Origin of the sequence: Terasakiella sediminum, assembly GCF_033100395.1 — a bacterium.
In the GTDB taxonomy this organism is placed as follows: Bacteria; Pseudomonadota; Alphaproteobacteria; order Rhodospirillales; family Terasakiellaceae; genus Terasakiella.
Genome location: NZ_JAWLVJ010000016.1, coordinates 26783 through 53467, shown reverse-complemented (window position 1 = coordinate 53467; position 26685 = coordinate 26783). Strand labels below are relative to the sequence as shown.

Sequence of the window (26685 nt, the reverse complement as noted above, 5' to 3'; positions counted from 1 at the left end):
TCCCATTTGTCCGCTTTTATGTCAACAGACAAAAAAAGAGGGCGGATCAATCAGTGATCCGCCCGCAAGGCTTAGGGGTTACCATTCAAATCTGTCGATACTGTCGAAGTCGAGCTCACTGCCATCAGAGAAAGTGATCGTTCCTTCGGCATCTTCGGACAGTTCGATATATCCATCGGCCTGTTCTTCGATGGTGCCGCTTTCAAGTTCGATGGTCCAGTCATCTTCGTTGACGGCAGAACCGTCTTCGTTTTGCAGATAGACCGTATCCATCCAGCCTGCGCCATCGCCGCCGTCGACCACGTCATCACCGGACCCTTCACCGAAGTAGAACAGGTCATCACCAGCCCCGCCGTCCATGGTGTCGTTGCCTTCGCCACCGAAGAAGGTGTCATCGCCGTCGCCGCCTGTCAGGGTGTCATTGCCCCAACCGTCGCCGCCTCTAAGGACATCGTTGCCGTCGCCGCCTTCAAGCGTATCGTTGCCTGTGCCGCCATCAAGCGTGTCATCACCGGCACCACCCATCAGCACGTCGTTGTTACCGCCGCCATCCAGGTTATCGTTGCCTGTTCCGCCGTCCAGCGTATCGTTATTGACACCGCCATCCAGCGTATCGTTACCAGACCCGCCGTAAAGTTCGTCATTGCCGCTGTCACCTGTCAGGGTATCGTGACCGGAACCACCATGCAGTTCGTCATTGTTCACGCCACCATCCATGGTGTCATTGCCGGACCCGCCAACAAGGAAGTCATTGCCGGACCCGCCATCAATAACGTCATCACCGCCTTCGCCGTAAATCTCGTCATTGCCGGACCCGCCATCCAATGTGTCGTTTCCATCACCAGTGGCTGCATCGGTGCTGGCATCCAGATTGTCTCCACTGTCACCATACATGACGTCATTGCCGGACCCGCCATAGACGATGTCATCGTCTTCGCCGCCCAACATAAGGTCATCACCGTAGTTGTTGCCGCTATCGCCTAGAACATCGTTGCCGTCTTTACCGTTGTAGAGTTCATCGCCGCCAGTTTTGTAAGCTTTGCTGGCACCGTCGATGTCATCATTTTTGCTGCTGCCGGATGCTTTGGTGAAGGCCTTGCTGCCGCCCATATCGTCTTCGGCATCGGCTGCAATCCGGTAATCGTCGTTGTTGACACCTTCTTTTTCGGCATCATCAATTTCGACAACCTTGCCACCGGAACTATCGTCTCCTTTGCCTTTGCCACCGGAGCTATCGCCTTTTCCTTTGCCGCCAGAGCTATCGCCTTTTCCTTTGCCGCCAGAGCTGTCGCCTTTGCCCTTGCCACCGGAGCTATCGCCTTTTCCTTTACCACCAGAGCTGTCACCTTTGCCCTTGCCACCGGAGCTGTCACTCTTACCACCTGAGCTATCGCCAGAGCCTTCGGAAACAGCAGTTTCAACGACATTGTCAACGGTAATTGTGCCAGATGCTTCTGTTGTGGTTGTCCCGTCAGACACATCATAGGACAGATCAATGTCACCATAGAAATCCACATCTGGTGTGAAGGACCAGGTGCCGTCGCCATTATCCGTCAGTGTTCCACCTTCTGCTTCCAGATTTTCAACAGACAGGCTGTCCCCATCTGCATCACTGGCATTTTCAAGCAGTTGTGCTTCGGTTATGGTGATGGTTGTATCTTCATCCATCTCAAAGCTGGTGTCTTCGCTGACTGTCGCTGCTGCATTTTCTTCTTCAGGCATTGAAATTGAAACGGTAGCATTTGTTGTTTCACTTGTTCCATTTTCAGTCGATGTGATGGACGCATCAAGGTCAAAGTCCGCTGTGCCTTCTGGTACACGCAGAACAACATCACTCAAATCGCCTGTGGAAATATCAGCAGACCCATCAGTAACGGTGACTGCCTGGCCATCGACCAGCAGAATTGCGCCGTCTGGAATTTCCGACAGCGTGACATCAGAAAGCGTTTCAGAATTATCGCTGTCACCCTGTGAAGCACTCAGGTTGATTGGGAAGTCCTGATAGGTGGTGCCTTCACCCGCCTGTGTATATTCAATTTCCTCAATCATAAAGGTGCCGCTATCGCCATCTATGACGATCTGGTCAAAGCCCTGACCATTGCCGTCAATCTCAACGGTTTGACGGGCACTGGAACTGCTGCCACTGCCACTCAGGCTGCCGGAACCAACTTCCTGACCGTCTTTGTATAGGGTGTAATTCCCTGAATCACCCGACTGGAAGCTACCGAATGTGATGCTGCCGGAAGACATGTCATCATCAAAGGTGATGGTCAGCTGTTCATTGTTGTCAATCCCATAGCTGCCTCGGCTGCCTTCAACACCCAGACCGCCTCGAATTTCAGTCACATTGTTGGCGTTTTCAGAGCCATTGTCTGTACCTGTAATCGTTACGCCGTCGGTGTTATCGTAATTATTGACCGTAATGGTGCCGCTCTCGCCATCATCACCCGCAACTGTATAGCTGGTTGGCGTGCCAACGCTCAGGCTCAATGTCGCTTCATCCGCAACGCCGTCAACGGTGACCGAACCGCCAGCCTCTGTGGTGGTTGTGCCGTCTGAGACATCATAAGACAGATCAATACTGCCACTAAAATCGTCAGCCGGTTCAAACGTCCACGTGCCGTTGCCATTGTCAGTGAGAGTGCCGCCATCGGCCGACAGGTTCTGAACGGACAGGTCATCACCATCGACGTCAGAAGAGTTGGCTAAGAGCTGTTCTTCTGTGATTGTGATGGTGCCGTCTTCGTTCATGGAGAAGCTTGTATCACCGGATACTTCAGGACCGTCGTTCACGGCTGCAACAGTCACCGTGCCGCCAGCTTCCGTGGTGGTTGTGCCATCAGACACATCATAGGACAGATCAATGTCACCGTTGAAATCATCCGCAGGTTCAAACGTCCATGTGCCGTTGCCATTGTCTGTGAGGGTGCCGCCATCGGCCGACAGGATCTGCACAGACAGGTCATCGCCATCGACGTCAGAAGAGTTGGCTAAGAGCTGCTCTTCTGTGATTGTGATGGTGCCGTCTTCGTTCATAGAGAAGCTTGTGTCACCGGATACTTCAGGACCGTCGTTCACGGCTGCAACAGTCACCGTGCCGCCAGCTTCCGTGGTGGTTGTGCCGTCAGACACGTCATAGGACAGATCAATGTCACCGTTGAAATCATCCGCAGGTTCAAACGTCCATGTGCCGTTGCCATTGTCTGTGAGGGTGCCGCCATCGGCCGACAGGTTCTGCACAGACAGGTCATCGCCATCGACGTCAGAAGAGTTGGCTAAGAGNNNNGACAGATCAATGTCACCGTTGAAATCATCCGCAGGTTCAAACGTCCATGTGCCGTTGCCATTGTCTGTGAGGGTGCCGCCATCGGCCGACAGGTTCTGCACAGACAGGTCATCGCCATCGACGTCAGAAGAGTTGGCTAAGAGTTGCTCTTCTGTAATGGTGATGGTGCCGTCTTCATTCATGGTGAAGCTTGTGTCACCGGAGACTTCAGGACCATCATTGATTGCATTCACAGTAACTGTGCCGCCAGCCTCTGTGGTGGTTGTGCCATCAGAAACGTCATAGGACAGATCAATGTCACCGTTGAAGTCATCAGCAGGTTCGAACGTCCAGGTGCCGTTGCCATTGTCAGTGAGGGTACCACCGTCTGCAGACAGGTTCTGAACGGACAGATCGTCGCCATCTACATCAGATGCGTTCGCCAGAAGCTGTTCTTCTGTAATGGTGATGGTGCCGTCTTCGTTCATGGAGAAGCTTGTGTCACCGGAGACTTCAGGACCGTCGTTGACTGCATTCACAGTAACGGTACCGCCTGCTTCAGTGGTGGTTGTGCCATCAGACACATCATAGGACAGATCAATGTCACCGTTGAAGTCATCGGCAGGTTCGAACGTCCAAGTGCCGTTGCCGTTATCAGTGAGGGTTCCGCCATCGGCCGACAGGTTCTGAACGGACAGGTCATCACCATCGACGTCAGAAGAGTTGGCTAAGAGCTGCTCTTCTGTGATTGTGATGGTGCCGTCTTCGTTCATGGAGAAGCTTGTATCACCGGAGACGTTGGCTGCATCGTTCACAGCGGCGACATCAATGGTGCCAGCGGCGTCTGTTTCCACCGTGCCATCAGAGACATCGTAAGAAAGGTTGACTTCACCGTTGAAGTTTTCGTCTGGGGTGAAGGTCCATGTGCCGTTGCCATTGTCGGTCAGGGTGCCATCATCGACGGACAGATTGGCAATGGACAGGTTGTCGCCATCGACGTCACTGGCGTTGGCCAGCAGGTCTGCTTCGGAGAACGTAATGGTGCCGTCTTCGCTGACGTCAAATTCAACTTCGCCGTCAACAACAGCGGCATCGTTGACTTCTTCAACTTCAATTGTACCTGTGGCTGCGGTTGTCGTTGTGCCGTCTGAGACATCATAGGTCAGATTGACATCGCCGTTGAAGTTCTCATCCGGTGTGAAAGTCCAGGTGCCATCGCCATTGTCCGTGAGGCTACCGGAATCTGCAGCAAGGTTTTGAACGGACAGATCATCGCCTTCAACATCGCTTGCATTGGCCAGAAGGTCTTCTTGGGTGAGGACGATGGAATTGTCTTCGGTTCCGTCAAAAGAAGTTGGACCGGATACTTCAGCTGCATCATTTACGGCTTCTACTGTGATGGTGCCGCCTGTTGAAACCGTTGCGGTACCGTCAGATACGTCATAGGACAGATCAATATCACCGTTGAAGTTTTCATCCGGTTCGAACGTCCATGTTCCATCATTATTATCTGTGAGGGTACCACCGTTGACAGTGAGGTTGCTGACCGACAGTTCATCACCATCCGCATCAGAGGAATTGGCCAGCAGCTGTTCTTCAGTGATAGTGATCGTGCCATCTTCATTCAAGCTGAAGTCGGTTTCTTCACTGACGATGGGGGCGGCATTGGCAGCTGTGTCGCCATCATCTTCGCTTACTTCTTCGTCAAGTGTCGCGGTTTGAGTGGTTTCGTCTGACTGGGTTTCAATCGTTTCCGGTGTCTCAATAACAGGAACAATATCGATTTGAATTTGGAAAGACGTGATTTCGGTGGGATCAATGGCAATGATCACTTCTTCCGGGTTTTCAGTTGGGAAAGAACGCGATCCTTCTGGCAGGTTAGGGATGGTGGGTTCTGTGCCATCCTGTACAAAGTCGGCAAGGTTAACACGCAAAAGGGCGATCTGCCCGTTGTCCGCAGCTGTTTGTAAATCTTCGTCGGATACAGTCAGTTGCAGACGGCTGAGTTCAACAGTTTCATCATTGAACTGAACACCTTGACCAAGTGCAGCACCTTCAGCTTGTGCGGCTTTGTTCTTGTCACTGGCAATATGGGTGGACTGAAGCGTGAGGTCACTTTCCTGTTCAATGTCAAAATCATTGATCACAAAGATCTGATCGGAAAGTCCTTCTTCGTTGCCCATATTATCGAGATCGAACATCTCAATACTGCTTTTGGTGCCTTGTTCATTTGCCATGTTAATATCCACCGTATAAATCTACGACTTTGTCGCCCTGCCACAGGAAGTCGAAACTGATTAAAATTTGTCCTAATTTAGCACGATTGAAGGCGTTAAACCGCAGATTTCAAAAGGGTTTGCAAATAGGATTATTTAATATTTTCTATTTTCATTAAAATAAGAAAAGTATTACGGATATATACGTAATTGAGGTGGTTTGTGCATGAGAGATGTCTAAGGCAAAAACGAATCGGATTAGATGCGAAAAACGGCGCAAATACAGAACTCTACGCCGTTTTTCACAAGTTGACTAATGCTATCGTATTACCATTCGAATCGTTCTACACCGTCGAAGGTCAGTTCGCTGCCGTCGGCAAATGTGATGGTGCCTTCTGCATCGTTGGATAATTCCATGTAACCTTCGGCCTGTTCTTCGATAGAACCGGATGATAATTCGATCGTCCAGTCGTCTTCGCTTACTGCTGTACCATCTTCGTTGATCAGTTCAACTGTATCCATCCAGCCTTCACCGCCATCAACAATGTCATTGCCGGACCCTTCACCGAAGTGGAAGATATCATTGCCTTCGCCGCCATCCAGTCGATCGTTGCCTGCCCCACCGATGATGAGGTCATCACCGTCGGTCCCGGTGATCCGGTCATTGCCCGCGCCGCCGTCAATTGCTGCGACATCGGTGAGGGTGGTTTCAGAGAAATCCATGATCTGGCTGGAAGCATCACCAGAGACGTTGCCGCCGTTGGCATCAATTTCTTCAATGGAGTTTGAAGTGCGGAAATGGCCGTCGATATTAACGCCGGAGCCATCTTCGGAAATAACCTTGTCCGTGCCTTCGCCACCAAAGAAATCGTCAACACCGTCTCCTTCATTTACAAGGAAGGTGTCATTGCCTGCCCCACCATAAAGGTCGTCATTGCCTGTGCCGCCGACAATGGTGTCATCCCCGTCGGTACCTGTGATGCGGTCATTGCCTGCGCCACCATCGATAGATGTCACATCGGTGAGGGTGGTTTCAGAAAAGTCCAGGATTTGACTGGAAGCATCGCCGCTGACGGAATTGCCGCCCGCGTCAATTTCTTCTATGGAATTGGTGGTTCTGAAATGACCATCGATATTGATGCTGGAGCCATCGGTGGAAACGACTTTATCTGTTCCGTCACCGCCGAAGAAGTCATCGACACCGTCGCCGTCTTTCACCAGGAAGGTGTCGTTGCCGTCCCCGCCATAAAGATCATCATTGCCTGTGCCGCCGATGATGGTATCATCAGATGCAGAGCCGTAAATGCGATCGTTGCCTGCCCCGCCATCAATAGAGTCAACGTCTGTCAGGGTTGTATTGGTGAAGTCCATAATCTGGCTGGACGCATCACCGCTGATGCCCCCGCCGTTGGCATCAATTTCTTCAATGGAGTTCTGTTCGCGGATATGCCCGTCGATTGTGACGCCGGACCCGTCAGTGGAGACAACTTTATCAACGCCTTCGCCACCGAAGAAATCATCAGCGCCATCCCCTTCTTTAACCAGGAAGGTGTCGTTGCCTGCATTGCCATAAAGATCATCGTTACCTGTTCCGCCGACAATGGTGTCATCAGCCGTTGAGCCTGTGATGCGGTCATTGCCTGCGCCACCGTCAATGGATGTCACATCTGTCAAAGTGGTTTCAGAGAAATCCATAACCTGACTTGAGGCATCCCCGCGAACGGAATTACCGCCTGCGTCAATTTCTTCGATAGAGTTTGTGGCCTGGAAGTGACCATCAATATCAACGCCATGACCGTCTTCGGAGATGACTTTATCAGTGCCTTCGCCACCGAAGAAGTCATTGACGCCGTCGCCTTCGTTGATCAGGAAGGTGTCGTCACCGCCACCGCCATAAAGGTCGTCGTTGCCAGTGCCACCAACGATGATGTCATCGCCGTCTGAGCCATAAATTCGGTCATTACCTGCGCCACCATCAATAGAGTCGACATCTGTCAGGGTGGTGTTGGTGAAGTCCATAATCTGGCTAGAGGCATCACCACGAACCGCCCCGCCATTGGCATCGATTTCTTCAATTGAATTTTGTTCACGGATATGGCCGTCGATTGTGACGCCGGATCCATCGGTGGAAACTACTTTGTCAGTGCCGTCGCCACCGAAGAAGTCATCTGCACCATCACCTTCTTTTACCAGGAAGGTGTCGTTACCTGCATTACCATAAAGGTCATCATTGCCTGTGCCACCGACGATGGTATCATCGCTGGCTGCACCGTAAATGCGATCGTTACCCGCACCACCATCGATGGAATCGACATCCGTCAAGGTGGTGTTGGTGAAATCAAGGATTTGACTGGAAGCATCGCCATTGATCGCGCCGCCATTGGCGTCCATTTCTTCAATGGAATTCTGTTCGCGCATATGGCCATCGATGGTGATGCCGGAGCCGTCTTCGGAGACAACTTTATCTGTGCCTTCGCCGCCAAAGAAATCATCTGCGCCGTCACCGTCATTCACCACAAAGGTATCATCGCCAGCCCCGCCGAACAGATCGTCATTCCCGGTGCCGCCTGCGATGGTGTCATCTGCTGCTGAACCTGTGATGCGGTCATTACCCGCACCGCCGTCGATGGAGTCGACATCTGTCAGAGTTGTTTCAGAGAAATCCAGTACCTGACTGGACGCATCCCCGCGCACAGAGCCGCCATTGGCGTCAATTTCTTCAATAGAATTTGATGTCTGGAAGTGCGCATCAATGGTCACGCCAGAGCCATCTTCAGAGATAACTTTGTCAGTACCTTCGCCGCCATAGAAATCATCTGCGCCGTCGCCTTCATTGACCAGGAAGGTATCATCACCCGCATCGCCATAAAGGTTATCGTTACCTGTGCCACCGATGATGGTGTCAGCACCATCACCACCACGTACATTGTCGTTGCCTTCGTTGGCGATGATCATGTCGTCATCGGCCGTGCCGCGCAAAGTTTCACTGCGTGATGTGCCTGTGATGGTGTTGATCTGTTCCGGTTCAACGTTGATCACGCCACTTGCCGCCACAGTTTCTGTGCCATCGCTGACGTCATAGGAAATATTGACATTGCCTTCATAGCCATCCACCGGATCATAGGTCCATGTGCCATCGCCATTGTCAGTCAGGGTACCGCCGTCTGCCGACAGGTTGGAAATGGTCAGGGTATCGCCATCCACGTCAGATGCATTTTCAAGAAGCTGTGCTTCTGTGATCACGATGGTCTGGTCATTGTTCACGCTAAAGCTTGTCGCTTCGGAAACAACGGGGCCTTCGTTGGTACCGTTGACGGTGATGTTGATCTTTTCAGTACCAGTCACACCGGATTGATTTTCAACCACATTGATGTTGAAGGTTTCAATCGCGCTGTCACCTTCGCCAAGGGCGAGAACGTCAGGATCACTTTCGTTCAAGTCATATGTATAGCTGCCATCGGGTTGGATGGTCAGGGTACCGTAGTCGCCTTCAATCACCGTAGTGCCGTCAACTTCAGCCCCGCTTTGCTGGGGAAATTGTGGGTTGCCATGACCAACTGTTGCATCATTGCCATTGCCGGATTTATCAGTCAGCGGCGCGTTGCCTTCAAAATCATAATGGGCAACCAGACCGTCGGTGACTACTTCGCCGTTGTTGACCGCTGCGACCTCATCCGCGCTTAAAGCATGATCATGCAATTGGACGTTATCCATTTCCCCGCTGAATTCATAGCCATTACCACGGCCCCAGCCGCCAAGGTTGAATTCTTCGGTAATGTCAGCCCGGCTGTTGTTGGGGGAATTGCGAACCTGACTCAGGTCCTGTTCAACCCCATCAATATAAAGCTTGTTGGAATGAACATCGCCATCGGTGAAGACGGCTGTGATTGTATGCCAACCATCGGACAGATCTGAGGTATCTGAGATACCAAAGATATCGCCGTTACCTGTGTTAAAGCCGAAGTTGCCATTGTAGAACCAAAGGTCGTAGGTATCAAAGCCACCCGGCATAACCGAGTTCGTTCCATCCCAGTTGATGTCAAAGGACACAGTGACCTGATCACCAGTTGAGGCGCTATCAACAATAGACGTGGTGGTGACTTGTGAAGAACCATCCATATCAAGTGTTTTTTCCATGCCTGCACCGATGATCGTAAAGCTGCTGCCGTCGTCTACGTCGCTGTCATTGGCAAGGACGTTGCCCGAGAGGATAGTGCCGTCATTATCGGCATCAATGGTATGGCTTTCATCAACCAGAACCGGGGCGTCGTCGGTGCCTGTTACGGTAATTGTTGCCGTTGCTGTGCTTTCTGCCCCTTCGTCATCGGTGATGGTGTAGGTGAAGGAAACTTCCTGTGTTTCCCCACGTGCCAGGCTATCCATACTGTCAGATGGGTTATAGGTGATGGTGCCATTTTCGCTTAGGGAAACGGTACCAAGGTCCGCATCATCAATGACAATATCCGTCAGGGTGAAGCTGTCGCCTTCGATGTCGCTGTCATTTGCCAAGAGCGCAGACTGGTCAAAGGAAATGCCGCCATCAGCTGATGTTGTGGTGATTTCACGGCTGACTTCAACCGTTTGTACACTACCGCGCACAACGGACAGGTCATTGCCGTTGCCGGATTGGTCGGTAACGGCGCTGTCACCTTCAAAGTCGTAATGGGCGACAAGGCCGTTTTCGACCACGCCACCAGTAGCCACTTCACTGACTTCATCTGTTGTCAGGCCGTGGTCGTGCAGTTGGACATTATCGATCTCGCCTTTAAATTCATAACCATTGCCACGACCCCAGCCACCGATGTTGAATTCTTCAGAAATATCCGCACGACCATTGTTGGGGGAATTGCGAACCTGTGACAGGTCCTGTTCCACGCCATCAATATAAAGCTTGTTGGAATGGACATCACCGTCGGTAAAGACAGCCGTAATGGTGTGCCATTCACCCGAAAGATCAGATGTATCTGCAATCCCGAAGATGTCACCATTCCCGGTGTTGAATCCGAATTTGCCGTCATAGAACCAAAGGTCATAGGTATCAAAGCCGCCTGGCATAACCGAATTGCTGCCATCCCATTTCATATCGAAAGAAACGGTGACCTGATCCCCTGTGGACGGATCATCAACAATGGATGTCGCATTCAGTTTCGTTGCCCCATTCATGGAAAGGGCGGTGGAAGTCACTTCCTGAATTTGGTCATCCACGGCTGTTGGACCATCATTGACAGCCGCCACATTGATGGAACCAGATGTTGCAATTGTGTCGGTGCCGTCAGACACATTATAGGAAAGATCAATGGTGCCGCTAAATTCTTCAGTTGGTTCAAACGTCCAGGTGCCATCATTGTTATCAGTCAGCGTGCCGCCATTTGCGGTGAGGCCAGAAACGGACAGATCATCACCATCTACATCTGTTGTATTGGCGAGCAGCTGTTCTTCGGTGATGGTCAACGTGCCATCTTCATTCATATTAAAGCTGGTGGAACCGGAAACTTCCAGTGTGTCATTGACCGCATCGACGGTGATAGTACCGCCTGCGGATGTTGTGGCTGTGCCATCCGAGATATCGTAAGTCAGATCAATGCTGCCGTTAAAGTCGGCTGCAGGTTCATACGTCCAGGTCCCATTTTCATTTTCTGTGATGGTGCCGCCATTGGCCGCGACATTGGAAACAGTAAGGTCGTCGCCTTCAACATCAGATGCATTTGCCAGCAGTTGTTCAGGCGTCAGCGTAATGGTGCCGTCTTCATCCATGGTGAAGTTTGTGTCACCGGATACTTCGGCAGCGTCATTTACGGCTGCGACTTCGATATTGGCTTTGGCTTCAACGGTGTCAAAACCGTCGCTGACAGTGTAAGTAAGTTCTACATCGCCATTGAAGTTTTCATCCGGTGTGAAGGTCCATGTGCCATCGTTATTGTCAACAAGGACCCCGTCATTCACGACAAGGTCTGACACTGCCAGAGCATGACCATCTGCATCAGAGGCATTTGCCAGTAGATCGTCTTCTGTGATGGTGAAGGTACCGTCTTCGTTCATGCTGAAAGCGAGTTCGCCATCAATTTCAGGGCCAGTGTTCTGGAAGACTTCTTCGATGACCTCTTCGCTGGTGACTTCAACGGTTTCTTCTTCGGCTTCTTCTTCCTGCACGGGTGCTTCAGCAGGAACCACATCTACAAAAATCTGGAAATCAACGATTTGGGTTGGGTCTACAAGGATGACCAGTTGCTCAGCTTCTTCAGGTGAGACGATAACCGTGCCATCATCCTGAATTTTACCATGTGAGATTTTGGTGCCGTCAGGAAGATCGCGCAAAACGAGTTTGTCTTGGCCTTGCGTTGCGGCAACTCCCAGATCGAAGGAAATTGCAGCGAGTTTATCCGAGTCGGCAGCATCAGCAAGGGCATCTTCGTCAACACTGACACTGTAACGTTGAAAGTCGTCAATGTTCTTCTCTTCCGTCAGACCGCCGGATCGCACGTACTGTGTCTCACGACTGTGACGCACATCTTCACTACCCATATGGGCGTTTTGAAGTGCCATATCGGTTTCATTTTCAACATCGACTTTGTTGATGACAACTGTTTGTTCAGAAAGGGTTTGCTCCCCACTTTCTGAATGAAGGTCAAACATTTCAATGCTGCTTTTTGTGCCTTGTCCGGTCGCCATGGCTAACTCCAACCTTGGGTTTTTTAACGTTACTTCAGTTTATATTTATGGGAATTACGTAATGTTTCGTAGTTCTCTCGGTCTTTTTTTCTCACAACAATTTTACTTGAGATGAGCTGTTCAATTACTTAGAAAATAGCATGAATTTATAGGGGGTGAGGAAGCAGAAAGACGGCTGTTGGTGAATAGGATTAATTCAAAAATCTTATTTTCAGTTTCGCATGAAAAGTATTAGGGGAATGTACGTAATTACTAGGGGATACCCCGTATTCAAACACCTGAATCTGTTACCAAATTTTTAACCAAATTCACCTAGAGTCAGGATGCTGAAGTACTGCGCGTGTATGTTCGGATTCTGTGATTCGAGCTGTTTTTGAGAGAAGAAAAGATCGTCGATATGGCCAGTGATAATAAGCCGATCAAGTTTATCCGACCGATTAGTCGAGTCGTTTTTAGCCGCATGGATGTGGTTCTTGCCTCCTTTGCGCTGAACGTTCTGACATTGGCGTTGCCGTTGGTGGTTTTGCAGGTTTATGACCGGATTATTCCTAGCCAATCGACCGATACATTTACCTTTATGGTCTTGGGCCTTGTAACCGTTGTGTTGTTGGATGGCGGTTTGCGATATTTACGCACCTATGTGACGACTTGGGCTGGGACGCGTTTCGAACATGCGGCATCCGTTCGTGCCTGTGATGCTTTTTTGGGTGCAGAAGTTCAGGACTTTGAAACAACACCGCCGGGTGTGCAGATGGAACGTTATTCCGCCATCGAAGCCTTACGTGAACATCAGTCCGGCCAGGGACTGGTCAGCTATACCGAACTTCCTTTTGCCTTCTTGTTTGTCGGTTTGATTTTTGTAATCGGTGGTCCGTTGGTTTATGCGCCAATAGCAGTTTGTGTCATCGCTGCCTTGTTTGCGATCTGGCTGGGGATCAGCCTGGATCGTATTATCCGCGAGAGAAACGAACTTGATGACAACCGATATAATTTTATCTTTCAGGTCCTGAATGGCATTCACTCTGTTAAAGGATTGGGTATGGAAGCCCTGATGTGCCGTCACTATCAGCATCTGCACGCGCCTGTTTCCCATGTGATGGAACGTCTGGTTTTTTATTCATCCCTCGGTCAATCGGTCGGGGCGATCTTAAGTAACTTCGCCATGATTTCCGTTGCTCTGATGGGCAGTATCTTCGTGATCAATGGGGATTTGACAGGTGGTTCCCTGATGGCTTGTACGCTTTTGGGTGGGCGAGCCATTCAGCCGCTGATCCGTATGATCGGGGTCTGGGTGCAATATCGTTCCTTGAAACTGTCAAACGAACGTCTGAATGCGCTGGGCGGTATCCGTCAGGAAAATAACTCACCTGAGAATATAGAAAAAACACCGGAGATCACGGGTGATATCCGGTTCGAACAGGCAACCATTTATCAAAGCAATACGGGCTTTCCAATCTTTAAAGATCTGGACCTGCATATTAAATCGGGCGAAATCATTGCCATTCTGGGGCAGGTCGGCGGCGGTAAGTCTGCCCTGCTTGAAACCATTGCAGGCTTTATTCCGGTGACCGAAGGGTCCATGAAATTTGATGGCGTGGATTCAAACGATATCAGTTATCGAAAACTGCGTCGCCAAATGGGTTATGTGCGTCAGAATGCGCCGCTGTTTCGTGGAACCTTGCGCGAAAACCTGACCAAGTTCAGGAACCGTGACCATCTGCCTGCTGCCCTTGAAGTAGCTGATAGACTGGGTTTGAGCGAAATTATCGCAGCTATGCCAAAGGGGCTGGAAACGGCCGTAGGGGAATCAGCTTCGGAAGGTCTTTCCGGTTCGGTTCAGCAGATGGTGAGCTTGACACTGACCTTTGCCGATAAGCCAAAAATTCTGTTGTTGGATGAAGCCAATACCGCCCTTGACGGTGATGCGGACAGACGTCTGCGGGAATATCTGGAAACCCTGAAAGGGGAGGCCACTGTGCTGATGATTACGGAACGTCCGTCGCTGATCAATATCGCTGATCGGGTTCTGGACGCATCCCACGGGGTTGTTAAACAAATTGAATGGGAAGGTTTTGGTCCTGCAAAACCCAAAGCACCGGAACCAGACGCAAAAAAAGATAATACCGAGGGGGCAAAAGCTTCATGAATGACGTCGTTCTCCATCAGCCGCCACCCAAAAACCTGGCCCGACTGTGGCGCAAAGCTGCCTTTAACAGGACGGGAGCTGAAGAACTGGACCCGATTTTGTCAGCCTTGCTGACACTGCTGGAACAAATGGGCTGGAAGGGGTCTGCCCACCGTATTATCGATGCGATCCCTTACGAAGCAGAAGACCTGACTATCCATGATTTCCGCGATATCATGTCACGTCTTGGTTTTAGAACGGTACGGGTGAATACACCGAAGAACAAACTGTCACCGCGTCTGTGCCCTTGTATTTTTCAGACACGGGGCAAAAAGGTTTACATCGCGGTTGAACAGGACGGCGAGATCATGGCGATTGATCCGGTTTCTGGTGGAACCATGCCGATGGAGAGCATTCGTGCACGTGGTACCTTCTTTGTGATCGAACGGATTGACCGTGATGCCAACGAAGAAGGTGACCGATCCGCCATGTGGTTTCGGAACCTGTTCCTACAGTTCAAACCGTTGATCATGAAGTCCTTTGCCATCAGCTTTTTTATTAACTTGATGGCTCTTACGATTCCGCTTGCGATCATGATGATTTATGATCAGGTGATTGCGAAAGAATCAAAAGAAACACTCTATTATGTAGCAAGTGGTGTTGCGATTGCGCTGGCCTTTGAATTGATCCTCAGGATCGTGAGGTCAAAGGAGCAAGCTTATATCGGGGCCAGGTTTGACTATCTTGTCGGTACCAAAGTGTTTGAACAGATTTTGCATCTGTCCCCCATCTTTACGGAACGCGCGCCCGTAGGTGGGCAGGTGTCGCGTATCCGTAGCTTTGAATCATTGCGCGAAATTTTTTCCGGCACGCTGGCGAATACCATCCTTGATCTGCCGTTTGTACTGCTGTTTATCGCGGTGATTGGGTTTATCGCTGGGCCTATGGTGGTTGTACCTTTGGTACTGGCTGCGATCTATGCCATTTTGGGTGCGGTGATCATGCCGGAAATCCGCGCACGTTCGCAGGCCGCAGGTGAGGTGCGCACCAAACGTTATGGCTTTTTGGTGGAAATGCTCTGGCAATTGCGTCAGGTGAAACAGCGCTGTTCTGAAGAACGATGGAAAGAACGTTTCCGCGCTTTGTCCGGTGATGCGGCCTGGGAAAACCTGCAAGTCTCGCGCCTTCAGGGGAATGTTCAGAATATCGCCCAGACCTTGATGATGGCTGCAGGTGTTGCGACCTTGGTCTTTGGTGTTTATGGCGTGATGAATGGAACGATCAGTCTGGGGGCCTTGGTTGCCACCATGATGTTGGTCTGGCGCATTTTGTCGCCGTTACAGGCCCTGTTTAACGTCTCCAACCGCATTGAGCAGATGCAGAATGGCATCCGCCAGTTAAAAAGCATCCTGCGTTTCGCGCCGGAACAGGATCCGGGCGATGCCCCGCAGACAGTTGTGGATTACAAAGGCGCCATTGAATTTAACCGGGTCAGTATGCGTTATAAGGCGGACGCCAACCCGGCCATGCTGGGGGTGAGCTTTAAGGTGAAGCCCGGTGAAATGCTGGCAATTACGGGAAATTCCGGTTCGGGTAAAACCACGCTAGCAAAACTGATCCTGGGGCTTTATCGCCCACAGGCGGGTGCGGTAACACTGGATCACATTGATATCCGCCAGTTACGCCCGATCACATTGCGCCAAACCCTTGCTTATGTGCCGCAAAGTAACCATGTATTTCCTGGAACCCTTTATGAAAACCTGACCCTGGCTGACCCGACCGCGTCTTTTGCGCAGGTCCGTAAAGCATGCCGTCAGGCAGGTATTCTGGAAACGATTGAGGCTTTGCCAGACGGGTTTGAAACCGAATTTAAAGAAGGTCTGCAAACTCAGGTTCCGCAAAGTTTCCTGCGTAAAATCGCGCTGGGTCGTGCGTTCCTGCGCAAAGCCCCTGTGATGATTTTGGATGAACCGGCCGGTTCCATGGATGAAAAAGATGAAGCCACCTTTATCGAGGCGCTGGAACGTGCGCGTGGCACGCAAACGATTATTATGATTACCCAACGCCCCAGCCATATGCGGCTGTGTGATCGCCTGATGGTGTTGAAAGAAGGGCAGATCGATATGTTGGGCAAACCGAATGAGGTATTGGACAAAATGTTCGCAAAACCCAAGCCGAAACCAAAACCTGAGGGGACAAGCTGATGAGCACGTCAGACGATATCGAAAACGAAGTTCTGTCACGCAAGCGGACCATGCCGCGTGAACAGCTGAAACTTTTGTCCCACGAAGCCATGTTGGAAGAAGCAGGGCCATCGCGTGCAGCCTCCAGTCTGATTATTCTGATCATGGGCTTGTTGGTCGCAGCCGTTGTCTGGTCGCATTTCGTTGAAATCAAAACCTCTGCCACCACCGAAGGCACGGTTATCCCATCTGGTGACAAGCGGGTTGTGCAACATCTTGAAGGCGGGATTGTTAAAGCAATTTTGGTTCGTGCGGGTGACTATGTTGAAAAAGACCAGCCGCTGTTGCAGTTTGAACCAACCCTTCGTACAGCTGAATTAAATCAGATCAAAGCCCGTGAAGCGGCACTGTCTATTAAGCAACGCCGCCTGCGTGCTTTTATTGATGGGACTGAACCCGATTATTCTGGCTTTATGAAGGATTATCCGGAACTGGTTGAAGAAAGTAAGTTTAACCTGAAAGGGATCTTGGCGCGGATTGAAGGTGAGAAAACGGTTCTTCGCTCCCAGATCGATCAGCAGAAGAAATCAGTGGAAAACTATGACCGTCAGGCCCAAAGTTTGGCAAAACAGTCCAAGCTTCTGGCGCAACAAGTGACCATGCGGAAAAAGCTGTTTAAGTCTGGGCATGGATCACGCGTGACCTTGATTAATGCGGAACTGGAACTGGCGAAGAACAAAGGTTCGATCACAGAAGCTGAAGTTTCCAAAGAACAGGCGCTGGCCAGTATTGAAGAAACCGAAAACCAAATCCTGGAAGTGGATGTTCAGGAACGCGGTAAAGCGTTGGATGAACTGGATAATGTTAGTGGTCAACTGGCCGAGGTGCGCGAAAATATCGCTCGCCTGGAAGATAAAGTAACACGCCTTGAATTGCGTGCCCCTGTAAGCGGTGTGGTGCATGGCCTGGAAATCAATACACCAGGCGCGGTTGTAGAACCTGCCCAGATCGTGATGGAAATTATCCCGGCTGATGAACAGGTGATCATTGAAAATAAGATTCAGCCCAGTGATATCGGCCATATTGCTGTGGGGCAACCGACAAAGGTGACGATTACAGGTTTTGATGCCCGTCGTTATGGGACTGTTGAGGGAGAATTGATCAAATTTTCCGCTACAACATTTACCGATGAGGAAGGAAATCCATTTTTTAGAGGTCATATTCGCTTAAAGGAAGACTTTCTCCTCGCAAATGGTGTAGAACATAGAATTGTGCCCGGCATGACAGTGCAGGCAGCGATTATTACGGGGGAACAAACACTGTTGGAATATCTGACGCGTCCGGTTTACGTATCTTTACTGAATGCGTTTAGGGAAAGATAAGTGTATGTATTGGATGAAGAAATACTCAGCTGCGGAGAGAGTGTAAGTGTTAGGCTGGTTAAAAGGCAAACGGGATACCAAACCGTCATATGAAGAGGCCAAGCAAATCGCGATGAGCGATGATGTAGAGGCCCGCAAGGATTTGGCTGCCCTGACAGATCTTGAGCCGGAACTGCTCTATTTCTTTGCCACCGATAAGAACAAGGAAGTCCGCGAAGTTGTGGCACAGAATAAGCAGGCCCCGCTTCAGGCCAAGGTGATTTTGACCAAGGATGAAGACGAAGCAGTGCGTAAAAAACTGGCGTCACGTATTGGTGAGCTAACGCCTGCGTTGGATGATGATGCAACCTCTAAAGCCAGTGAAATGGTGATTGAGGTGATGCAGGGGCTTGCCAATGATCAGTTGGCAGATATCCGTGCGATTCTGTCTGAAGAAATCAAGACCATGGATAATATTCCGCAGGATACGGCATCGAAGCTGGCGCGCGATATGGACGCGACAGTTTCTTCGCCTATGCTGGAATTCTCTCCCATGCTGGATGATGACGAACTGATCGAGATTATTTCGGAAAGTATTCAGGATGACGCACTGACGGCGATTGCGAAACGTCAGGGACTGGGGGAAAAGGTTTCCACAGCCGTTGCGGAAACGGAAAGCAATCAGGCGGTACAGGCCCTTTTGGAAAACCAATCGGCCAACATCAATGATAACACCCTGACTTTCATCTCGGAAAAAGCGAAAGATCATAAGAACTGGCACGGGCCTTTGGTCAACCGTGATACTCTGCCGGAACAGGCGATCAATAACGTTGCCAATTATGTCAGTACGGCGCTTGTGAACCAGATGATTTCCAAGCATAATCTGCCAAATGATGTGGTTAAACAGTTGCGTCGCACGGTCTTTAACCGCCTGAATAAGGTCCGCAGCCGCTTTGCAGAACAATATGCCGACAGCCGTGTGTTGCTGGCAGAAGAAAATGATGACATCCGCCGTCAGATCGAAAACTCCCTGACCGAGGTTGGTTTTGTAGATATCCGTTCTGTTGCGGATGGGGAGACGGCCCTGCGGGTCTTTGAAGCGGAACGCACGCCTGTGAAGCTGATGATCTGTTCAGACAGTCTGGATGATATGGATGGTCAGGAAATTCTGGAAGAAGTGCGCGATCTTGATGAAGACCTGCCGTTCATGCTGATGTCTGCCAAGAACGATGAAGATTCTATTCTGGAAGCCAAGGAATATGGGATCAGTGAATATGTGCTGAAACCATATAGCGAGGCTGATCTTCTCAAGCGGATCGAAAACATTTACCGAAAAATTAAATAACAAAGGTATGAGACGGATGGAAACGAAACTACGCATCCGTATTGCTTTTCCAAAAGGTCATATCGGCCCGGGCAAAATCGCCTTGCTGGAACAAATCGAAAAAGTCGGTTCGATCAGCGGGGCGGCCAAGGAAATGGGCATGACCTATCGCCGCGCTTGGCATCTGCTGGAAACCGTGCAGTCCGTTCTAAGCGAAGATGTGGTGGAAACGTCTATCGGCGGTAAACGTGGTGGCGGGGCACGACTGACCCCGGTGGGTAAAGAGTTGATCGCGCTGTACCGTGAAGCCGAAGAAGGCGCGACCAAAGGGGCAGAACCACTTCTAAAGAAAATGGATAACCTACTTGAGGAATAAAAAAAGGGGCGACCTGGTCAACGGGCCGCCCTTTAGTTTTATCTGCAAGTGAAAGCGCTAGAAATCACTCACAGTTTGAGTTTGGGGTTATTGTGCGTTTGGTGTGAAGAGACGTTCATTCTGCACACGGAAATCACCGATTAGTTTCTGACCTTTCAGGGATACCAGCCATTTGACGAATTTTGTGGCTTCCATTTCCTTGATATGCGGGAACTTGTCTTTGCTGACAGCGATTACGCCATATGGATTGAACAGGGCCTTGTCACCTTCGCACAGAACTTCCAGAGACTGTTTGTTTTTAAAGGCAATCCAGGTGCCGCGATCACTTAAGGAATAGGCGTTCATGCCAGCTGCGATGTTCAGCGTTGCGCCCATGCCAGAACCCGTTGCACGGTACCATTTGCCGCTCAAACCTTCTTTGGCAAGGCCTGCCGCTTTCCACAAAGATAGTTCACGTTTGTTGGTGCCGCTGTCATCCCCGCGTGAGGCAAAAGACTGACCCGCATCTTTAATCATGGAAAGGGCTTTGACAGGGGAGCTGCAGCCTTTGATCTTGGCCGGGTCTTCTTTTGGGCCGACGATGACGAAATCGTTATACATCACATCAAAGCGTTTTTTGCCAAATCCGTCGGCAACGAATTTTTCTTCGGATGGGCGGTGGTGAACAAACAGCACGTCCGCATCGCCTTTGCGTGCCAGACGGATGGCCTGACCTGTACCAACAGCCACAACGCGGACTTCAATGCCGGTTTCTTCGGTGAATTTTGGCAGCAGGAATTCAAACAGGCCGGAATTGGCCGTTGATGTTGTGGAGGCCACCGTAATAAAGGTGGAAGACGCATGTGCAAATGTCGCGGCCATAATGACAACGCAGACAGTTGAAAGGAAAACACTTAAACGTTTCATGTGTTGTTGGGTCCCTAGAGGTGTTTTAAAATTACGTTATGTTCTTGATGTCATAACGATGAGCAGTATGTCCTTAATGACATAACGAATCAATATGGAATTCGTACAACCTTAGTCGTAGGGTAACTTTCGGTTTTCATTTCAATGTGAAGCGTGTATGACAAAGTGATGGAATTGATTACAGATACAGAAACGCTCACCGCGTTTTGCGACCGTTTGTCGACGGAAAGCTTCGTCACGGTTGATACGGAATTTTTGCGTGAAAAAACATACTGGCCGAAACTGTGTCTCGTGCAGTTGGGTGGGACGGACGAAGCCCTCTGTGTGGATGTGCTGGCCCCAGGCATTGACCTTGCGCCTTTGTATGATCTGATGGCGAATGAAAATGTCCTGAAAGTCTTCCATGCTGCACGCCAGGATGTAGAAATTTTCGTGAAACTGACCGGAAAAACGCCTGTTCCGATGTTTGATACACAAGTCGCCGCAATGGTCTGCGGTTTTGGGGAATCTGTCGGTTACGAAACGCTGGTCAATAACATCTGTAAGAAGACGCTGGATAAAGGGTCACGTTTTACCGACTGGTCCAAACGTCCATTGACAGAGCGTCAGATCACCTATGCACTGGGGGATGTGACACACCTGCGCGTGATCTATGAACGTTTGAAAGACAAGTTGGAAAAGAATGATCGTGCGTTTTGGCTGGATGAAGAGATGACGGCGCTAACAAGTGCCAGCACTTATATCGTTGATCCGCAGATGTCCTGGAAACGTTTGAAGGCGCGCACCAAAAGTTCAAAAGTGCTGGCTGTCTTGCGCGAAGTAGCCGCCTGGCGCGAAGAAGAAGCCCAACGCAAGGATATGCCACGCAACCGCGTGATCCGTGATGATGCGATTATCGAGATTGCACATCATACTCCCAAAGACGCCCATGCGCTTGAACGGGTGCGCGGGATGAATAAATCTTTGGCGCAAGGCCGTTACGGCACAGAAATTCTGGCTGCCATCAAACGTGCTTTGGCGATGGATCCGTCTGAATACCCACAGCCTCCTGCCAAGAAAGACCTGCCTAAAGGTCTGGGCCCGGTGATGGATTTGCTGAAAGTTCTGTTGAAGTTCAATTGCGAACATAATGATGTTGCCCAGAAATTGGTCGCCAACGCATCTGATCTGGAACAATTGGCCGCTTATGGGGGACAAGCCGATGTGCCGTGCCTGAAAGGCTGGCGTCGTGACCTGTTTGGTAATGATGCGATCAAGCTGAAAGAAGGCAAGCTTGCTTTGGCCGTTACGGGTAAGAACATCAAGGTTATTGATTTGGCTGATTAATCGATAACCTCAAATATGTCATCCCGACCCTTGTGCCGGGACAATCCGTTGTGGCATGCCCGAAAGGTAATTAATTGCCTCTGGCCGGTTGTCCCGGAATAAATCCGGGATGACAAAGTTTATAGTATCACCCATGCTCCAACCGACTGCTCAAGCCCAGATGTTTAGCAACGGTCTGGACGCGCTTTGCAACGGCTTCGCCTAGGAAGATATCTTCATTTTCTGGCAAAGACAGGATCAGTTCACCGCCACGGATTTCGAGGTGGGTTTGATCTAGCAGGTGCGGGGCACCGCTTGCAAGTGTGTGGGCGAGGCGTAGCGCAGCACCGACTGTTTTTGTCCAGACGGCATCTTCATCATTTAAGAAGGTCTGCAACGGCTTGGCAATCCGGGCCTTGAAGTCGCCTTTATAGCGGCTATAGACACAAGCGCCCATCAAAGCGCGATCATGGTGTGACAGGCCAGCAACAGGCAGGCGCAGAACACGCAGGAAGCCGTGATCTGCGCGGTAATCCGGATGTTCTGCCCAGGCGATGTCATGCAGCAAACAAGCCGCGTGACGCAGGTTATTATGTTCTTCGCTATCATTGGCAAAGATCGGTTCCATCCAGTGATAGACTTCTTCACCTTGTTGTCCAAAACGACCTTCGCGTTCCACCAGATTGATGCAGCTGCTGATCAGCGGGTCCTGGCTTTTCAGTTCTTCATCCAGCGACAGGAAGAACTGGCCTTCACGCATGGAATAGCCGGAAAAGACAAGTTCGGATGGCTGAACGATCTCCAGCACTTCCTGGAGCAAAGCAATGGCAGAAGGCAAGGTTTCCAGACGTTTTTTGGAAACGTCGGGGACTGAGAAAAGCTTATCCTGATCCAGTTTAGCAGCCTCATCTAAAAGACGGGTTACGTCACTATGGCTCAGTGTATAATTATCAATGACATGCAGTGGATAGTCGGTCTGATGCATGAGCAGCCGCGCAACAGCACGTAACGATCCGCCGACGGCATAAAATGGACGGCCCTTCATGTCTGATAGCCATTTTAATGGTGTTAATTTATTGCGGATGAATTTTCGCATGTCAGGGATGGACGTCCGGTCTCCATCACTGATCCGAAGGTGCCCAAGGGGCGTTGTGTCATGTTTGTCGAATACGCCATGATCCAGACCAACCAGATCAAAGCTTGCGCCACCCATGTCGCCCAGCAGGCCATCGGCATGGGGTAGGCCGCTTAAGATACCGAAGGCTGCCAGCTTTGCTTCTTCTTCACCACTAAGCACGCGCACGTCAGCACCAAAACGTTTTTTGATTTCTGCCACAAAGGCAGGGCCATCGCTTGCTTCACGCACGGCCGCCGTTGCCAGCAGATTGACGTTATCAACCCCCATGACCTCAATCAGCTTCATAAAGCGATTGAGGGTCTCATAGGCCAGTTCGACCCCTTGCGGGTTCAAAAGGCCTGTATCATCAATTCCCAGACCAAGGCGGCATTGTACCTTTTCGTTAAAAACGGGCAGGGGGATACGGGCGGGACCATGAAACACCACAAGGCGCACGGTATTGGACCCGATGTCGACGATTGCGGTCAAGCGGCCCTTTTGATCGGACTTAAGCGTATAATCCATAGACTTAGTCTAACATCAACTTCTTTAGACTTCTGCCTTTTTTCTTCAGGGCTGATCCACGACCAGACAGGCTTGGGTTGGTCATGAAGTAGTTGTGACACGAGAACCCGGTTTCATCAGCTTCAACGCGATCAAACGATCCATCGGCTTTTAGGACCCAGCTTTGGGCTTCGTCCTTCAGGTTCGCCAGCATGATCTGATCCAGAATTTGACGGTGAACGGTTTCTGTCTCAATCGGGATCAGGGTTTCTACACGGCGATCCAGGTTACGCGGCATCCAGTCCGCAGAAGAAATGTAAATCTTTGCTTTCGGGTTCGGCAGCTTGCCACCGTTGCCAAAACAGACGATGCGGGAATGTTCAAGGAAACGACCAACCACGCTCTTCACCCGGATGTTTTCAGAAAGACCCGGCACACCTGGGCGCAGGCAGCAAATGCCACGGATCACCAAGTCAACCTGTACGCCGGCTTGGGAGGCTTCATAAAGCGCATCGATGATTTTTGGGTCCACGACCGAATTCATCTTCGCCCAGACAGCCGCTGGCTTTTTGGCCTTGGCGTTTTTGATCTCATTATTAATGCCGTCAATAATGGTGTCGCGCAAGGTCAGTGGCGAATATTCCATTTTTTCCATTTTTTCAGGTTCGGCATAGCCCGTCATATAGTTGAATAGCTTGGTCGCATCTCGACAAATACCGGGATCACACGAGAAGAAAGACAGGTCAGTATAAATCTTGGCCGTAATCGGGTGATAGTTGCCAGTGCCCAAGTGAACGTATGAGCGCAGTTTTTCACCTTCGCGGCGCACCACAAGGTTAATTTTGGCGTGTGTCTTTTTATCAACGAAGCCATAGACCACTTGGGCGCCGGCACGTTCCAGATCACGTGCCCAGCGAATGTTGGCTTCTTCGTCAAAGCGCGCTTTCAGTTCCACCATTGCTGTGACAGATTTTCCCGCTTCGGCCGCTTCCATCAGGGCCTTAATGATGGGGGAATTGTTGGAGGTGCGATAAAGCGTCTGTTTGATTGCAACTACATTTGGATCACGCGCAGCCTGCAAGACAAACTGCACAACTGCATCAAAGCTTTCGTAAGGATGATGAACCACAAAGTCTTTTTTGCGAATGGCGGCAAAACAATCGCCGCCAAAGTCACGGATACGCTCCGGGAAGCGCACGTTATAGGGCTTGAATTGTAGATCAGGGCGTTCATCCGCGATCAGTTCTTTCGTATCTGCCAGACCCAGCAGTCCGTCCAGAACGAAGCAGTCTTCCATATCCACGTTGAGCTCATCGATTACCAGATCACGCAGGTCTTCTGACATTTCAGAATCAATTGACAAACGAATGACAGACCCTCGACGACGGCGTTTCAGTGCGCTTTCGAAGGTGCGTACCAGATCTTCGGCTTCTTCGTCGATTTCCATCTCGCTGTCACGGATGACTTTAAACAGACCGGAAGAAATCACTTTATAGTTCGGGAATAGACGGTCCAGGAACAAGTCAATCACTTGTTCCATTGGCATGAAGCGGATGGTCTTGCCATAGTCCGGCAGGCGGATAAAGCGCGGCAGCATCTGCGGCAGCGGTACCATGGCTTTCAGCGGTTGCTGATCAATCGTGGATTCAAGGGAGAACATCATCGCAAGCCCCAGGTTCGGAATGAACGGGAAGGGGTGCGCCGGGTCAATTGCCAGTGGCGTTAGCGATGGGAAAATCTGTTGAATGAAATGTTCTTCCAGCCAGGTGATGTCGCGTTTGGGCACATCCTGGCTTTTCAAAACCTTGATGCCCTCTTTCAGCAACAAGGCGCGCAGCTTGCGATATTGTTCCTGCTGACCCATTACCAGTTTGTTGGCGGCCTCATGAATTTGATCCAGCTGTTGTGCCGGGTTGAGGCCATCATAGCTGAGCGTTTTTACACCGGCATGAACCTGACCGTTCAGACCTGCAACGCGCACCATGTAAAATTCATCCAGGTTGGCCGCAGAGATCGAAAGGAAGCGCAGGCGTTCCAGGAGCGGGTGATGTTCATTATCGGCTTCTTCCAATACACGTGTATTGAACGACAGCCAGGAAATTTCACGGTTAATAAATCGATCCGGGGAGTCCATGGATATGGTGCTTGGGAGTGCTTGTTTTTGTGTTTGTGCATTCATGTGATGATGCCCCCTTTGAATCAGAAATCAGCGCCGCAAACAGGATATGTTCGGTTTATATAGGTCTCGAATATATGCGGTGTAATCTAAAAAGATGAAACTTTTATGATAGTGGCTTACTGTATAGCAAATTATTGCAGTAAATTGCAAAGGTAACCTTATGAAAAATCTTCTGTTATTGCGCCACGCCAAATCCAGTTGGGCTAACCCTGAATTGATTGATTTTGACCGTCCGCTCAATGGTCGGGGTAATCAGGCGGCAGAAAAAATGGCTGTCTATTTAAGCGAAAATGTCAACCTGCCTGACTGTATCTTTTGTTCTACCGCACAGCGCACGCGTGAAACATTGGGGTACCTCTTGAAAGTCTATCCCCATCCCATCAGGGTTGAATTGACACGTGATCTCTATATGGCATCACACGTGACTATGATGGGGCTGGTGCAGGCAGTGGAGGCAGATGTGGAAACGCTTATGCTGATTGCACATAACCCGGGGATAGAAGATTTTGCAGCGGCCCTTTCCAAGCCAGCAGAAAGTGAGGCGATGCAGGATATGCTTTATAAATATCCGACTGCGGCTTGCGCGCATTTACAGTTTGATGTCAAAGACTGGGCGGACGTATCGATCAGAAGTGGGGAGTTGAAAGGCTTTGTGAAGCCACGGGATTTGTAAGTGATGACAAGAGAAGGGGGGTCACTTCTTTCCCATAAACGCCCTTAACGCCGTCAAATAAAGCTTCGCCCGTGTCTCATCATCCAAATCTTCCAGTATTTTTGCCTGCTGTTTTCGTACCCGTTGCGCCGATTCAATTAACGCCCGGCGTTCCGGTGTCATTTTCTTGGCGGCTTCTGCTTTGACCTGGGCGAGTAGTTCTTCATTTTGGGAAAGCAGGTCATCCATCTTCTGACCACTGCCTTCCAGCTTGGAAATGGCGTCATCAAGTGCCAAGCCCGACTCGCTTCGATAGTCGGTCTGTTTTTTCTTAGGGCGGCGTTTTTTTTCAGGTTCTTTGCCCAAGGCTTTGCCCAGCAGGCGTTTTTGTAAGGACTCAAACATTTAAATTCTGTGTGACAACTCTGTGAAGATTGGTGATTTTTGTTAGTGTAGCATGAAAATATTGTGGAAATCTAAACACATCTCGCTATGCTTGAGTT

The 26685-nt window shown here is 50.3% G+C and carries 13 protein-coding genes; 7 read left to right on the top strand and 6 right to left on the bottom strand.

The genetic code is table 11. The features are described from left to right. Window positions 1-78: 78 nt before the first annotated feature. Window positions 79-5448, bottom strand: a complete 5370-nt coding sequence (locus RYZ26_RS13265) for a cadherin-like domain-containing protein (RefSeq protein WP_465245936.1) — start codon at window positions 5446-5448, stop codon at window positions 79-81. A gap of 360 nt (window positions 5449-5808) precedes the next feature. Beyond that, window positions 5809-12150: a cadherin-like domain-containing protein gene (locus tag RYZ26_RS13260; RefSeq protein WP_317683705.1), complete on the bottom strand. Its 6342-nt coding sequence runs from the start codon at window positions 12148-12150 to the stop codon at window positions 5809-5811. Window positions 12151-12547: 397 nt separating this feature from the next. On the opposite strand from RYZ26_RS13260, the gene RYZ26_RS13255 reads away from it, so the two are divergent. From RYZ26_RS13255 to RYZ26_RS13235, 5 genes are read left to right on the top strand one after another with little or no spacing between them, the layout of a single operon-like run. Beyond that, window positions 12548-14296: a peptidase domain-containing ABC transporter gene (locus RYZ26_RS13255; protein ID WP_317683704.1), complete on the top strand. Its 1749-nt coding sequence runs from the start codon at window positions 12548-12550 to the stop codon at window positions 14294-14296. Then, the gene (locus tag RYZ26_RS13250; RefSeq protein WP_317683703.1) at window positions 14293-16479 is read left to right on the top strand and encodes a peptidase domain-containing ABC transporter; all 2187 of its coding nucleotides are present in this window, start codon (window positions 14293-14295) and stop codon (window positions 16477-16479) included. The genes RYZ26_RS13255 and RYZ26_RS13250 overlap by 4 nt, the downstream gene beginning before the upstream one ends. Then, window positions 16479-17840, top strand: coding sequence for an HlyD family type I secretion periplasmic adaptor subunit (locus tag RYZ26_RS13245; RefSeq protein ID WP_317683702.1), 1362 nt, complete (start codon window positions 16479-16481; stop codon window positions 17838-17840). The genes RYZ26_RS13250 and RYZ26_RS13245 overlap by 1 nt, the downstream gene beginning before the upstream one ends. A 46-nt stretch (window positions 17841-17886) precedes the next feature. Continuing rightward, the gene (locus RYZ26_RS13240) at window positions 17887-19164 is read left to right on the top strand and encodes a DUF2336 domain-containing protein (RefSeq protein WP_317683701.1); all 1278 of its coding nucleotides are present in this window, start codon (window positions 17887-17889) and stop codon (window positions 19162-19164) included. A gap of 16 nt (window positions 19165-19180) precedes the next feature. Beyond that, window positions 19181-19519, top strand: coding sequence for a winged helix-turn-helix domain-containing protein (locus tag RYZ26_RS13235; protein WP_317683700.1), 339 nt, complete (start codon window positions 19181-19183; stop codon window positions 19517-19519). Window positions 19520-19606: 87 nt separating this feature from the next. Here RYZ26_RS13235 and RYZ26_RS13230 read toward each other — a convergent pair whose 3' ends face one another. After that, complete coding sequence (locus RYZ26_RS13230; RefSeq protein WP_317683699.1) at window positions 19607-20425, bottom strand: ABC transporter substrate-binding protein; 819 nt, start codon at window positions 20423-20425, stop codon at window positions 19607-19609. A gap of 168 nt (window positions 20426-20593) precedes the next feature. Here RYZ26_RS13230 and rnd point away from each other — a divergent pair, with 168 nt between their 5' ends. Then, a complete protein-coding gene (gene rnd, locus RYZ26_RS13225) occupies window positions 20594-21751 on the top strand; it encodes a ribonuclease D (RefSeq protein ID WP_317683698.1) in 1158 nt (385 codons plus the stop codon). A 127-nt stretch (window positions 21752-21878) separates the two neighbouring features. On the opposite strand, the gene RYZ26_RS13220 is transcribed toward rnd, so the two are convergent. Both RYZ26_RS13220 and RYZ26_RS13215 read right to left on the bottom strand, forming a co-directional pair. Next, window positions 21879-23372 carry a Ppx/GppA phosphatase family protein gene (locus RYZ26_RS13220; RefSeq protein WP_317683697.1) on the bottom strand — a complete coding sequence of 498 codons (1494 nt, stop codon included), beginning with the start codon at window positions 23370-23372 and terminating at the stop codon, window positions 21879-21881. 4 nt (window positions 23373-23376) lie between these two features. Further along, the gene (locus RYZ26_RS13215) at window positions 23377-25530 is read right to left on the bottom strand and encodes an RNA degradosome polyphosphate kinase (protein ID WP_317683696.1); all 2154 of its coding nucleotides are present in this window, start codon (window positions 25528-25530) and stop codon (window positions 23377-23379) included. 160 nt (window positions 25531-25690) lie between these two features. Here RYZ26_RS13215 and RYZ26_RS13210 point away from each other — a divergent pair, with 160 nt between their 5' ends. Continuing rightward, window positions 25691-26203: a SixA phosphatase family protein gene (locus RYZ26_RS13210; RefSeq protein WP_317683695.1), complete on the top strand. Its 513-nt coding sequence runs from the start codon at window positions 25691-25693 to the stop codon at window positions 26201-26203. Between the two features lie 21 nt (window positions 26204-26224). Here the strand turns inward: RYZ26_RS13210 and RYZ26_RS13205 are convergent, their stop codons facing one another. Continuing rightward, entirely contained in the window at window positions 26225-26587 is a 363-nt protein-coding gene (locus RYZ26_RS13205; RefSeq protein WP_317683694.1) for a hypothetical protein, read from the bottom strand. Window positions 26588-26685: the final 98 nt, after the last annotated feature.

Bases quoted from the DNA above. Each gene is read 5' to 3' on its own strand.
- RYZ26_RS13260 (WP_317683705.1), bottom strand. From the start codon at position 12,150: ATGGCGACCGGACAAGGCACAAAAAGCAGCATTGAAATGTTTGACCTT.
- RYZ26_RS13255 (WP_317683704.1), top strand. From the start codon at position 12,548: ATGGCCAGTGATAATAAGCCGATCAAGTTTATCCGACCGATTAGTCGA.
- RYZ26_RS13250 (WP_317683703.1), top strand. From the start codon at position 14,293: ATGAATGACGTCGTTCTCCATCAGCCGCCACCCAAAAACCTGGCCCGA.
- RYZ26_RS13245 (WP_317683702.1), top strand. From the start codon at position 16,479: ATGAGCACGTCAGACGATATCGAAAACGAAGTTCTGTCACGCAAGCGG.
- RYZ26_RS13235 (WP_317683700.1), top strand. From the start codon at position 19,181: ATGGAAACGAAACTACGCATCCGTATTGCTTTTCCAAAAGGTCATATC.
- RYZ26_RS13230 (WP_317683699.1), bottom strand. From the start codon at position 20,425: ATGAAACGTTTAAGTGTTTTCCTTTCAACTGTCTGCGTTGTCATTATG.
- rnd (WP_317683698.1), top strand. From the start codon at position 20,594: ATGGAATTGATTACAGATACAGAAACGCTCACCGCGTTTTGCGACCGT.
- RYZ26_RS13220 (WP_317683697.1), bottom strand. From the start codon at position 23,372: ATGGATTATACGCTTAAGTCCGATCAAAAGGGCCGCTTGACCGCAATC.
- RYZ26_RS13215 (WP_317683696.1), bottom strand. From the start codon at position 25,530: ATGAATGCACAAACACAAAAACAAGCACTCCCAAGCACCATATCCATG.
- RYZ26_RS13210 (WP_317683695.1), top strand. From the start codon at position 25,691: ATGAAAAATCTTCTGTTATTGCGCCACGCCAAATCCAGTTGGGCTAAC.
- RYZ26_RS13205 (WP_317683694.1), bottom strand. From the start codon at position 26,587: ATGTTTGAGTCCTTACAAAAACGCCTGCTGGGCAAAGCCTTGGGCAAA.